12 protein-coding genes are annotated in these 11,038 nt (G+C 72.3%); 5 read left to right on the plus strand and 7 right to left on the minus strand.

Annotated features, from left to right (window positions below):
• Positions 1-8: 8 nt before the first annotated feature.
• Both ABD481_RS14770 and ABD481_RS14775 read right to left on the minus strand, forming a co-directional pair.
• Positions 9-638, minus strand: a complete 630-nt coding sequence (locus tag ABD481_RS14770; RefSeq protein ID WP_344666201.1) for a GTP cyclohydrolase II — start codon at positions 636-638, stop codon at positions 9-11.
• A gap of 113 nt (positions 639-751) precedes the next feature.
• Complete coding sequence (locus tag ABD481_RS14775) at positions 752-1,210, minus strand: MarR family winged helix-turn-helix transcriptional regulator (RefSeq protein ID WP_344666202.1); 459 nt, start codon at positions 1,208-1,210, stop codon at positions 752-754.
• 63 nt (positions 1,211-1,273) lie between these two features.
• On the opposite strand from ABD481_RS14775, the gene ABD481_RS14780 reads away from it, so the two are divergent.
• Positions 1,274-2,218 carry a phosphotransferase family protein gene (locus tag ABD481_RS14780; RefSeq protein ID WP_344666203.1) on the plus strand — a complete coding sequence of 315 codons (945 nt, stop codon included), beginning with the start codon at positions 1,274-1,276 and terminating at the stop codon, positions 2,216-2,218.
• On the opposite strand, the gene ABD481_RS14785 is transcribed toward ABD481_RS14780, so the two are convergent.
• Positions 2,205-2,879 carry a TetR/AcrR family transcriptional regulator gene (locus ABD481_RS14785; protein ID WP_344666204.1) on the minus strand — a complete coding sequence of 225 codons (675 nt, stop codon included), beginning with the start codon at positions 2,877-2,879 and terminating at the stop codon, positions 2,205-2,207. The two genes, ABD481_RS14780 and ABD481_RS14785, sit on opposite strands and share 14 nt — an antisense overlap.
• 212 nt (positions 2,880-3,091) lie before the next feature.
• Between ABD481_RS14785 and ABD481_RS14790 the strand changes: the two genes are divergently transcribed.
• Together ABD481_RS14790 and ABD481_RS14795 are read left to right on the plus strand one after the other, a co-directional pair.
• Positions 3,092-3,994, plus strand: coding sequence for an NAD-dependent epimerase/dehydratase family protein (locus ABD481_RS14790; protein WP_344666205.1), 903 nt, complete (start codon positions 3,092-3,094; stop codon positions 3,992-3,994).
• A 153-nt stretch (positions 3,995-4,147) separates the two neighbouring features.
• Complete coding sequence (locus ABD481_RS14795) at positions 4,148-5,470, plus strand: FAD-binding oxidoreductase (RefSeq protein ID WP_344666206.1); 1,323 nt, start codon at positions 4,148-4,150, stop codon at positions 5,468-5,470.
• Here the strand turns inward: ABD481_RS14795 and ABD481_RS14800 are convergent.
• Entirely contained in the window at positions 5,446-5,841 is a 396-nt protein-coding gene (locus ABD481_RS14800) for a winged helix-turn-helix transcriptional regulator (RefSeq protein ID WP_344666221.1), read from the minus strand. The two genes, ABD481_RS14795 and ABD481_RS14800, sit on opposite strands and share 25 nt — an antisense overlap.
• Positions 5,842-5,926: 85 nt before the next feature.
• Here ABD481_RS14800 and ABD481_RS14805 point away from each other — a divergent pair, with 85 nt between their 5' ends.
• Entirely contained in the window at positions 5,927-6,550 is a 624-nt protein-coding gene (locus ABD481_RS14805) for an NAD(P)-dependent oxidoreductase (RefSeq protein WP_344666207.1), read from the plus strand.
• Positions 6,551-6,610: 60 nt separating this feature from the next.
• On the opposite strand, the gene ABD481_RS14810 is transcribed toward ABD481_RS14805, so the two are convergent.
• Positions 6,611-7,942: an NAD(P)/FAD-dependent oxidoreductase gene (locus tag ABD481_RS14810; protein WP_344666208.1), complete on the minus strand. Its 1,332-nt coding sequence runs from the start codon at positions 7,940-7,942 to the stop codon at positions 6,611-6,613.
• A 225-nt stretch (positions 7,943-8,167) separates the two neighbouring features.
• Entirely contained in the window at positions 8,168-9,070 is a 903-nt protein-coding gene (locus ABD481_RS14815; protein ID WP_344666209.1) for a TIGR01777 family oxidoreductase, read from the minus strand.
• A 107-nt stretch (positions 9,071-9,177) separates the two neighbouring features.
• On the opposite strand from ABD481_RS14815, the gene rpsD reads away from it, so the two are divergent.
• A complete protein-coding gene (gene rpsD / locus ABD481_RS14820) occupies positions 9,178-9,792 on the plus strand; it encodes a 30S ribosomal protein S4 (protein ID WP_344666210.1) in 615 nt (204 codons plus the stop codon).
• Between the two features lie 164 nt (positions 9,793-9,956).
• Here the strand turns inward: rpsD and sucB are convergent.
• Positions 9,957-11,038, minus strand: a 1,082-nt coding sequence (gene sucB, locus ABD481_RS14825; protein ID WP_344666211.1) for a 2-oxoglutarate dehydrogenase, E2 component, dihydrolipoamide succinyltransferase, incomplete at its 5' end; no start/stop codon positions are given.

The raw sequence follows: 11,038 nt of genomic DNA on the forward strand, positions 1-11,038 counted from the left end.
GTCGGCCCTCAGGCCACGAAAAGCACGTCGTCCAAGGCGATGCTGTGCCGCGTGTGCTCGACCTTGGCCCGCAGGTACCGCAGGTTCTGCGCGGTGGCGTGGGCCCCGGTCGGCACCCGTTCGGCGACGGCCACGTCCAGGCCCGCCAGCTGCGCCTCCTTGTCCGGATTGTTCGACAGCAGGTGCACGCTGTCCACTCCGAGCGCGCTCAGCATCTGCGCCGCGACGGTGTAGTCCCGCGCGTCCTCCGGCAGGCCGAGCGCGACGTTGGCCTCGTACGTGTCCAGCCCGGCGTCCTGGAGGGCGTACGCGTCGAGCTTGTTGTACAGCCCGATCCCGCGCCCCTCCTGCCGCAGGTAGAGCAGGTACCCGCCGGCCTCCGCGATGCGCTCCACGCTCTCCCGCAGCTGCGGGCCGCAGTCGCAGCGCGCGGAGCCGAAGACGTCCCCGGTCAGGCATTCGGAGTGCATGCGGACGAGCGGGGTGGGGCCGGGCTCGCCGAGCACGACGGCGAGGTGCTCCCCGCCGTCGACCAGGCCGTGGAACGTCACCAGCTCGGCGTCGACGCTGTAGCCGTCGCCGAAGCGTAAAGGAACACGGACTCGGGTGCGGACCGTGGCCTCGGGTGTCTCGCTCATCGCGCGGGTTCCTCCGTGAGAGGTAGTTCCAATTCGAACCACCGTGGGGGACCCGAGCCTAGTCCGGCTCGCCTCCGGTGTTCAAATTCGAACAACTCCCAGGCGTCCCGCGGCTATTCCCGGAGCCGCCGCGCCACTTCGCCGAGGCCGTCGGCCAGGGTCGCGAGCTGGTCGGGGGTCAGCACGTCGATCAGCACCTCCCGGACCGCCGCGACGTGCCCGGGCGCGGCCCGCTTCAGCCGCGCGCGCCCGGCCTCGGTGAGGACCGCGAACACGCCGCGCACGTCGGTCGGGCAGGACCGGCGCTCGGTGAGCCCGGCCTTCTCCAGCTGGGTGATCTGATAGGTCAGCCCGCTCTTGGAGGTCAGCAGCGCGTCGGCGAGCTCGGTCATCCGCAGCGACGCCTCGGGGGCGTCGGCCAGCCGCACGAGGATCTCGTACTGCGTGTGGGAGAGCCCGACTTCTTCCTTCAGCTGCTGCTCGACGCGGCGCTCCACCAGCGCCCCCGCGGCGAGGAAACCGGTCCAAGCACGCATCTCCTGCTCGGACAGCCACCGCGGTTCGTCACTCATGCACCGATTGTAACGGCCGATAATCGGTTGAGATCTCTCCGCGCCGATCTCTACGTTGATCGAATGACCGAGGACGGGGTGACGCCGGACCAGGCCGCTGAGATCCTGCGCGATGCTGTGCTGGGCGCGCAGGTGGTCGGGATCGAGCGGATGGTCGGCGGTGCTGTCAGTGGCGCGTATGAGGTGCTCTGCGCGGACCCCGAACAGAACGTCGTACTCAAGGTCTACGCGCCGGACAGTGGATGGATCCTCTCCAAAGAGATCAGCGTCTACCGTTCCGTTCGAGAGAGCGGCGTCACGATGGTTCCCACGCTTCTCGGGGCCGCGGGTAGCGATGGCCTTCTCGGGCAGCCCTATCTCCTTATGAGCAAGCTCCCCGGTCGAACCATGGACGCCGTGAGCCCAGGTATGTCGGACGCGGACCTGCGCTCTGTATATAGGCAGATGGGGAAGCTCATCGCGCAGTTCCACGCTATAGAGCACGAAGCATACGGTTACCTGACCTCTACAGAGATCGTCGATCCGCAGCCCTCCAGCGAAGCGCACCTGAGGTCCGTCCTCGCGCGCACATCGCAGGCCTATCTGGAGGCAACCGGCGACCGCGACCTCTATGAGGCGGCGCACGCCTACCTTGCCGCGCGCAGCGATCTCTTCGCCCTCTGCGAACGCCCCGTACTCCTCCACAACGACTTCCACGAGGGCAACATCATCGTGGAACAGACACCGGACGGCCCTGTGATCAGCGGCGTCATCGACATGGAGAACGCCACGGCCGGCGACCCGGTGATGGACCTGGCCAAGACGCACAGCTATTCCATCCGCGACAACGCTATAAAGCTCGAAGGACTCTTCGAAGGCTACGGCGTGATACCCGTCGAATGGGAACGCCGCTTCCGCCTGTACCAGGTGGTCCACCTCTTCGAACTGTGGCAGTTCTTTTACGGCCGCGAGCCGGGCACTCCGGAAAAGATCGCTGAGGACCTCCGCACACTCATCACCGCGGGGTGATCCCCACCATCGCCGCCAGCTGCCGGAGTTGCCGGTCGAACCACTCGTTGCGCTGATCGATGGCGTTGTTCAAGCGGCCGAAGACTTCGAAGTTCACCGCTCCGTACACATGCGTCGCCGCGCTGAGGAACGGTTCGATCGCCTGTGAGCCCTCCACGAAGCCAAGAGCCTCCGCTGCCGCGCGCAACTCCGCGGCGTATTCAGCGTTCTCTGTAGGCGGCATCGCTATAGGCGCCTCCGGTTCCCGGATCTTCCCGGCCGCCTCTGCTTCAGCGATGCACCGCCCGAGCGCGATCAGAGTCCGCGCAGCCGGCGGCACGGTGTCCATGGGCGCCTTATAGCCCGGGATCGGGCTGCCGTAGATGAGCGCATACTCCGCGGGATGCGCGAGCGCCCAGTTGCGGATGGTGTGCCCGACGCTGAACCAGCGCGCCAGATAGGCTTCGCGCCGGTCCACATTCCCGTCGGCGGCGTCCGCGGCGTCGGCCAGCGACGTGTACGCGTCGATGATGAGCGCCGTCAGCAGTTCGTCGCGGCTGGGGAAGTAGCGGTAGATCGCCGAGGACACCATCTTCATGTCGCGGGCGACGCCGCGCAGTGACAGCGCCGAGCCGTCGCGCTCCAGGTGTACCAGGGCCACACGCTTGATCTCGGCGATCATCTCGGCGCGGACGCGGGCCCGGATCGACGGGGCCGAAGCCTTCTCATCGCTCATAACGCGAGTATTGCACACAACCGAGAGCAGTGCTCTTGACAGTGAGAGCCGATCCGGTGCACAGTGATGTCAACAGAGAGCACCGCTCTCAAAGAGAACCACCGGACACGCCGCCGCCCGCCTCCCGGAGCGGTGGTCGAATCGAGGGGCTGAGAATCATGGCGCTGCACGTCATCGTGGGTGCGGGACCCGTCGGCACGGCGACCGCGAAGGTGCTGGCCGAGCGCGGCGAGCAGGTGCGGGTGGTCACGCGCAGCGGCGGCGGGCCGGAGCACGAGAACGTCGAGCGGGTGGCCACCGACGCCACCGACGCCGACCGCCTGAGCGCGCTGGCCGAGGGCGCCGCGGCCCTCTACAACTGCGCGAGCCCGCAGTACCACCAGTGGTTCACCGACTGGCCGCCGCTGGCCGCCGCGCTGCTGGCCGCCGCCGAGCGCACCGGCGCGGTGCTGACCGTCGCCAGCAACCTCTACGGCTACGGGCCCGTGACCGGCACCATCACCCCCGACACCCCGCTGGCCGCGACGCACCCGAAGCTGAAGCTGCGCGCCGACATGTACCGCGAGGCCCTGGCCCGGCACGAGCAGGGCCGGATCCGGATGACCGAGGTCCGGGCCAGCGACTACCTGGAGGCGAACTCGATCTTCTCCTTCGCGCTGGCCAAGCCGCTGGGCGCGGGCAAGCGGGCCTGGGTGCCCACGCCGCTGGGCGTGAAGCACAGCTGGACCGCCATCGGCGACGTGGCCCGCACCCTGGCCACCGTCTCCGGCGACGAGCGGGCCTGGGGCCGGGCCTGGCTGGTCCCGACCAACGCGCCGCTCACCGTGCGCGAGCTGGCCGACCGGTACGTGGCCGTCAACGGGCTGCCGCCGGCGAAGCTGACCGAGCTGCCGTACGCGGTGCTGTGGGGCGCCGGCCTGTTCGACAAGATGGCCAAGGAGCTGCGGCACACGCGGTACCAGTTCGCCAAGCCCTTCACCATCGACAGCACCCTGACCGAGCAGACCTTCGGCCTGGCCCCGACCCCGATCGACCAGGTCCTGGCCACCATCACCGCCTAGCCCGGTCACGGGCCGCTGATCGCACCGGATCAGCTCCGGATCAGCACCGGATCAGCGTGGATTCGCCTGCCAGCCACGCTCGGCGACTCCTATGTCGGTGGTTTTCCGTACCGTGGACGGTGATCATCGAGAACGAAGAAAGCGAGACCCGCGATGTCCCAGCCCTCCTTGCTCCCGTTGCGCACCGCCGTCCGCGGCGAGGTCCTTCTCCCCGGCGACTCAGGCTTCGACGAGGCCGCCCGTCCTTGGAACCTGGCGATCGACCAGGCGGTGCTGGCCGTGGTGACCGCCGCGGACGCCGACGACGTCGCCGCCGCCGTACGCTTCGCCAAGGACCTGGGGGTGCCGATAGCGGTGCAGCCCAACGGGCACGGCGCCTCCGGCACCGCCGCCGGCACGATCCTGCTGCGCACCGGCCGCCTCGACGAGATCACCCTCGACGTCCAGGCCCGCACCGCCCGGGTCGGCGCCGGGGTGAAGTCCGGCGCCGTGACCGCCGCGGCCGCCGAGCACGGCCTGGTGCACAGGCCGGGCAGCTCGCCGGTGGTGTCCGCGACCGGCTACACCCTCGGCGGCGGTGTCGGGTTCTTCGCCCGCAAGTACGGCATGTCCTCGGACCACGTCGTCGAGTTCGAGGTCGTCGACGCCGAGGGCGAGCGCCGCCGGGTCGGCGCCGACGAGCATCCGGACCTGTTCCACGCGCTGCTCGGCGGTGGCGGCGACTTCGCGATCGTGACCGCGATGACGCTGCGGCTGCACGAGGAGCGCGAGCTGTTCGGCGGCACGGTGATCTGGCCGGCCGCCCGCGCCGCCGAGGTGTTCCAGGCCTTCCGCGACGTCACCGCCGCCGCGCCGCCGGAGCTCACCGTCTGGGCGTCCCTGGCCCAGTTCCCCGGCGCGCCCGCGATGGCCGCGGTGTCGGTGGCCTTCCTCGGCTCGGAGGCCGACGGCCGCGCGCTGCTGAAGCCGTTCGACGCGATCGACGACGTCCTGCAGGGCGCCTGGCGCCCCGTGCCGTTCACCGAGATCGGCACCATCACCAACGACCCGGTCGACCCGGGCCCGAGCGTGTCCCGCGCCGAGCTGTTCGGCCGCTTCGACGCCGGCGTGGTCGCCACCCTGCTGGCCGAGCCCATCGACCCGCTGCTGGCCGTGCAGGTCCGCCACCTGGGCGGCGCGCTGGCCGAGGACCGGCCCGGACCGCACGGGCCGGTGACCGAGGAGTACCTGGTCTACATGGTCGGCCTGGCGCTCACCCCCGAGGGCGGCGCCGCCGTGGCGGCCAAGCAGGCCGAGGTCGCCGCCCGGCTCGGCGACGTGCTGACCGGCCGCAAGCCGGCCACCTTCCTGAGCCCGGTCGACACCTTGGCCGACGCGTTCCCGGCGGAGCAGATCGAGCTGCTGCGGGCCGCCAAGCAGAAGTGGGACCCGCAGGGCCGGTTCGTCGCGAACTACCCGGTGCCGGTCGGCAAGTAGGCGTCGGAGTCGTAGCGGCCGGCCTCATAGCGGCCGGCCTCGTAGCGGTCGCGCGCCGCGAGCAGGGCGTCGAAGTTCTCGGCGCCCCACTCACGGCACGCGGCGATGGCCGGCAGCAACGTCCGCCCGAGCTCGGTGAGCTCGTACTCGACGCGCGGCGGGTTCTCGCCGTAGTCGGTGCGGGTGACGAACCCGTCGCGCTCCAACGCCCGCAGCGTCTCGGTCAGGACCTTCGGCGCCACCCGGCGCAGCGGCACCCGCAGCTCGCTGAACCGGCGGGGCCCGTCCTCCAGGCAGAGGACGACCAGCCCGCCCCATTTGTCGGCGATCCGGAACGGACTCACCGTCGACGGGCACGCCGGATTGAACATGTCAGGACTCAACGGTGTGCGCTCATCCACAGGTCGAGCATAGTTACGTTGAAGTAAGCGGGGCCACCCGTCCTACCTTCGGGCCATGGCGAACATCATTGTTTTCGGAGCCGGCGGTCGGGCCGGGAAGCGCACCGTGGCCGAGGCGGCGCGGCGCGGGCACCGGGTCACCGCGGTCGTGCGGGACCCGGCCAAGTACCAGGAGCTGGCTGCCGACGGCGTCACGATCGTGGCCGGCGACGTCACCGACGCCGCCTCGGTCGCGGCCGTCGCCGCCGGGCACGACGTCGCGATCAACGCCGCCGCCGGCATGGACCCGGAGCACTTCGTGAGCGCGGCCGCCGCCCTGGTCGCCGGGCTCCCCGAGGCCGGCGTCGCCCGGCTGGTCGCGGTCGGCATCGGCGGCGCGCTGGAAGTGGCGCCCGGCGTGCCGGCCTACGACAGCGAGGGACTGCCCGAGGAGGCCGCCGCCTTCTCCCGCAACCATGCCCGGCAGCTGCCGCTGCTGCGCGACTCGGACCTGGACTGGGTCGTGCTGGCCCCGCCGCTGGTCTTCCTCGACGAGGGCGAGGGCACCGGCGCCTACCGGCTCGGCGGCGTCGAGGCCGTCCCCGGCGCGGACTCCTTCGCCTACGCCGACCTGGCGCTGGCCCTGGTCGACGAGGCCACGGCGCCGACCCGCTCCCGCGAGCTGGCCTCGGTGGCGTGACGGCGCCCCCGACCCGGACCGGGTCGGGGGCGCCGCAAAAAACAAGCGCCTCACGGCGCCTCAGGCGGTGTAGCGATCCACGTCCTTGGTGCGAAAGGTGACACCGAGATCGGCCATCACCGACCTCGCCGCGCGCCGGCCGGACTCCAGGGCCCCGTCGATCCCGGCGGTGCCCCGGTGGTCGCCGCACACGTACAGCCCGTGGATGAGCCGGACCGGGCGGCGGAAGTTGTGCGGTGCGGTCATGGCCGGGGCGGCGTGCGGGAAGTGGTGGACCGCCACGCACTCCCAGCGGTCGTCCTCGGCCGGATAGAGCTCGGCCAGGCGGGCCCGCACCGCCGCCTCCAGCTCCGAGGTGCGGGTGCCGGTGTGGCCCACGACGTTGGTCGAGACCAGCGTGCGGTGGTCCGGGCTGCGGGCCGGCACCGCGTGGCTGACCGGCGCGGTGCGGGAGACCGGCGAGTGCGGGTCGGCGTCGACCAGCACCGCGGGCTCGCCGCGCGCCGGCTGCAGGACGGCGGCGTGGTGGAACGTCGTCACCGAGCGCAGCTGCGGTTCGTGCAGGCCGGGCAGCAGCTCCACGGCGGTGGCCGGATCGGTCGCCACCACCACGGCCGAGCTGCGCAGCACCTCGTCGGCGGTCACGACGCCGTTGGCGTGCACCACCAGCACCTCGGTCTCCAGCCGGACCGCGCCCGGCGGCAGCTGCTCGGCCAGCCGCTGCGGGATCGCGGCGATGCCCGCCGAGGGCAGGCACCAGCGGCCCCGGACCAGCTGGCGCAGCGCCAGCTCCACCGCGCGGCCGGAGACGGACAGCCGGGGATCGGCCTCGGCGGTGAAGGCCTCCAGATAGGGCCGCAGGAACCCGTCCACCACGCGGCGGGACAGGCCGAGCTCGGCCACCAGGTCGGCGGCCGACCGCTCCGGGGCGGCCAGGATGGCGTCGGTACGGGTCGCCGCCACCTTCAGCAGCCAGCCGGACTGCCGGCGGCGCTCGGCCGGGGAGCCCAGCGGGGTGCGCAGCGCCGGGCCGCCGTGGCCGTCCGGGACGCCGGCCAGGCCCGCCGCTCCGACCGCGCCCCCGGCACGGTCCCCGTAGCGGATGCGCTTGCCGTCCAGTTGCAGGTCCACCCCCGCGGCGAAGCAGCCCAGCTCCAGCTTCGCGTTGTCGCCGTGCTCGGCCGTCGACACCAGGTGGAACCCCCGGTCGACGACGAAGCCGGAGACCCTCTCGGTGCCGGCCCGGCCCCCCACCCGGTCGGAAGCCTCCACGACCAGGACGTCCAAACCCGCCTCGTGCAGCCACCCCGCGGCCTGCAATCCGGCCACGCCCGCGCCGACGACGATGACGTCGGCGTCCTGGTGCCGGTGGCTCGGACTTTGTGCTGTCACTAGAGCCCCTCCACACTCCTAGAGCCGACTCCCCGGGCGCGCCCCGTGGGCCCGCGCGGCTGCGCACGGGCACGGCGAAGCCGGCCGAGCGTCGGCGCCTCTGTGGAGGGATCCCTACCCCTGGGCCCGTGGCGTACTCTTGCGAAACGCCCGCTGTCTCAGCATCCGAGAACTCCGGGTGGCCGTCCGGCTACCTGCGATTATCAGTGCACTTAAATGCGGGTTTCACGCCAGCGCGGAGCGCAGCGCCGCCCGCGGGTCGGCGGCGGTGAAGGCGAACCCGGCGTCGGTCAGCCGGGCCGGCAGCACCCGCTGGCTCCCGGTCAGCTCGTGCGCCATCGCCCCGAACAGCACCCGCAGCGCCAGGCCCGGCACCGGCAGCACGGCCGGCCGGTGCAGCACGTGCCCCAGCGCCTTGCTGAAGGCCCGGTTGGTCACCGGCAGCGGTCCGGTCAGGTTCACCGGGCCGGTCAGCGTCCCGTCGGCGGTGCGGGTCAGCACCAGCCGCACCGCGGCCAGGTAGTCGGCCATCGCGATGAACGAGAAGTACTGCTTCCCGCTGCCCACCGGCCCGCCGATGCCGGCCCGGAAGAACGGCAGCATCCGGGCCAGCGCCCCGCCGGAGCGGTCCAGCACCACGCCGCTGCGCAGGTGCGACACCGGGATGCCGGCGTCCTGCGCCGGCCTGGTCGCGGCCTCCCAGTCCCGGCACAGGGCGCCCAGGAAGTCGTCGGCGCCCGGGGACTGCTCGGTCACCGGCGCGGCGCCGGTGTCGCCGTAGAAGCCGATCGCCGAGGCCGACAGCAGCGCCTTCGGCGGCTCGGCCAGCCGGGCCAGCGAGCGGGCCAGGGTGTCGGTGCCGTGCACCCGGCTCTCCCGGATCTCCCGCTGGTAGGCGGCCGACCAGCGCTTGTCGCCCAGGCCGGCGCCGGCCAGGTGGATCACCGCCTCGCAGCCCTCGAAGGGCCCGGGGTCGGGCTCGCCGAACGGCGACCAGTGCCGCTCGCCGGCGGCCTCGTCGGGCTCCTGGTGGCGGACCAGGCGGACGATCTCGTGGCCGTCCTGCCGCAGGGAGGCGGTCAGGGCCGTGCCGATCAGGCCCGTGGATCCGGTGATGGCGATCCGCATAGCAGCAGCATAGCCCTGTGACCTTCCTCATCCCCGGAGCGACGCGACCGCGACAAAGGTTAGGCTTACCTAAGTTAGTATCCGAGACGGGAAGAAGTGGGTGATCCATGAGGTACACCGGTCCCAAGGTGCGCAGGTCGCGCCGGGCGGGGATGGCGCTGACCGCGAAGGCGGAGCGGGTCATGCGGCGGCGGCCGCTGCCGCCCGGGCAGCACGCCGCGGGTCCGCGCGCCGGGAAGCAGAGCGACTACGGGCGGCAGCTGGCCGAGAAGCAGCGGATCCGCTGGTACTACGACCTGTCGGAGCGGCAACTGCGGACGGTCTTCGACAAGTCCCGGCGGCGGCCCGGACGCGCCGGGGAGAACGTCATCGCCGCGCTGGAGTCGCGGCTGGCGACGGTGGTGCTGCGCGCCGGGCTGGCGCCGTCGATCTACGCGGCGCGGCAGTTCGTGAACCACGGCCACGTGACCGTGGACGGCGCGAAGGTCGACATCCCCTCCTACGCCGTGCGGCCGGGCCAGGTGGTCCAGGTGCGCGCGAAGTCGCGGCGCATGCCCGCGTTCCAGGCGGCCGCCGCCGGCCAGTACGCCGACGAGCGCACCGCCGCCTACCTGGACGTCCGGCGCGAGGAGCTGGCGGTGACCCTCAGGCGCCCGCCGAAGCGGGACGAGGTGCCCGTGCGGTTCGACGAGCAGCTGCTCGTGGAGTTCTACTCGCGCTGAGCCCGCGCCTCGCGCGCTCGCGCGCTCGCGCGCTCTCGTGCTCTCGTGCCTCTCGACGCGGAAGCGGCCCCGGTCCGAAGACCGGGGCCGCTTCCGCGTTCAGCTCACTTCACGTCACCACAGCTCGGTGCGGCTCAGTGCGGCTCACCGTGGTTCAGGCGGGTTCACAGACCGAGGTCGGCCTCGAACTTGCCCTCCTCCAGGCGCTCCTTGATCGTGCCCAGGAAGCGCGCGGCGTCGGCGCCGTCCACCAGCCGGTGGTCGTACGTCAGGGCCAGGTAGACCATCGAGCGCACGGCGATGACCTCGCCGAGCTCGGGGTCGTTGATGACCGCCGGGCGCTTGACGACCGCGCCGGTGCCCAGGATGCCGACCTGCGGCTGGTTCAGGATCGGCGTGTCGAACAGCGCGCCGCGGCTGCCGGTGTTGGTCAGCGTGAACGTGCCGCCGGACAGCTCGTCGGGCGTGATCTTGTTGTTCCGCGTCCGGTCCGCCAGGTCGGCGATCGAGCGCGCCAGGCCGCCCAGGTTCAGGTCGCCGGCGTTCTTGATGACCGGGGTCAGCAGGCCCTTCTCGGTGTCGACCGCGAGCGCCAGGTTCTCGTAGTCGAAGTAGGTGACCGTACCGGCCTCGGTGTCGATCACCGCGTTGACGTTCGGGTGCTGCTTCAGCGCCTCGACCGCGGCCAGGGCGAAGAACGGCAGGAACGACAGCTTCGCGCCCTCGCGGGCCTCGAACTCGCCCTTGGCGCGGGCCCGCAGGCGGGCGACGTTGGTGATGTCCACCTCGACCACGGTGGTCAGCTGCGCCGAGGTCTGGAGCGAGTCGAGCATGCGCTTGGCGATCAGCGCCCGCATCCGGGTCAGCTTCTCGGTGCGGCCGCGCAGCGGCGAGGGGGCGGCCGCGGCCTCGGCGGCCGGCGCGGAGCCCGCGGCCTCCGGGCCCGGCGCGGCGGCGGCCGGCTTGGCCTTGGCCGCGTCGATCACGTCCTGCTTGCGGATCCGGCCGCCGACGCCGGTGCCGGTGACCGAGGCCAGGTCCACGCCGTGCTCGGCGGCGAGCTTGCGGACCAGCGGAGTGACGTACGCGGCGGCCGGCTCGGTGCCGGCGCCCGGGGCGTCGATCCGCGCCGCGGTGGTCGCCTGGGCGACGACGGCCGGGGTGCCCGGCTTGTACTCGCCGGCCGGGGCCGGGGCCGGAGCGGTCGCGGTGAACGACGGCGCGGCGGCGACCGCGGGCGCCGGGG

The sequence above is a fragment of the Catenulispora yoronensis genome (assembly GCF_039531695.1).
Classification (GTDB): domain Bacteria; phylum Actinomycetota; class Actinomycetes; order Streptomycetales; family Catenulisporaceae; genus Catenulispora; species Catenulispora yoronensis.

Coding starts and splice junctions, on each gene's coding strand:
- ABD481_RS14780 (WP_344666203.1), top strand. CDS start 1,274: ATGACCGAGGACGGGGTGACGCCGGACCAGGCCGCTGAGATCCTGCGC.
- ABD481_RS14775 (WP_344666202.1), bottom strand. CDS start 1,210: ATGAGTGACGAACCGCGGTGGCTGTCCGAGCAGGAGATGCGTGCTTGG.
- rpsD (WP_344666210.1), top strand. CDS start 9,178: ATGAGGTACACCGGTCCCAAGGTGCGCAGGTCGCGCCGGGCGGGGATG.
- ABD481_RS14790 (WP_344666205.1), top strand. CDS start 3,092: ATGGCGCTGCACGTCATCGTGGGTGCGGGACCCGTCGGCACGGCGACC.
- ABD481_RS14815 (WP_344666209.1), bottom strand. CDS start 9,070: ATGCGGATCGCCATCACCGGATCCACGGGCCTGATCGGCACGGCCCTG.
- ABD481_RS14800 (WP_344666221.1), bottom strand. CDS start 5,841: ATGTTCAATCCGGCGTGCCCGTCGACGGTGAGTCCGTTCCGGATCGCC.
- ABD481_RS14770 (WP_344666201.1), bottom strand. CDS start 638: ATGAGCGAGACACCCGAGGCCACGGTCCGCACCCGAGTCCGTGTTCCT.
- ABD481_RS14805 (WP_344666207.1), top strand. CDS start 5,927: ATGGCGAACATCATTGTTTTCGGAGCCGGCGGTCGGGCCGGGAAGCGC.
- ABD481_RS14795 (WP_344666206.1), top strand. CDS start 4,148: ATGTCCCAGCCCTCCTTGCTCCCGTTGCGCACCGCCGTCCGCGGCGAG.
- ABD481_RS14785 (WP_344666204.1), bottom strand. CDS start 2,879: ATGATCGCCGAGATCAAGCGTGTGGCCCTGGTACACCTGGAGCGCGAC.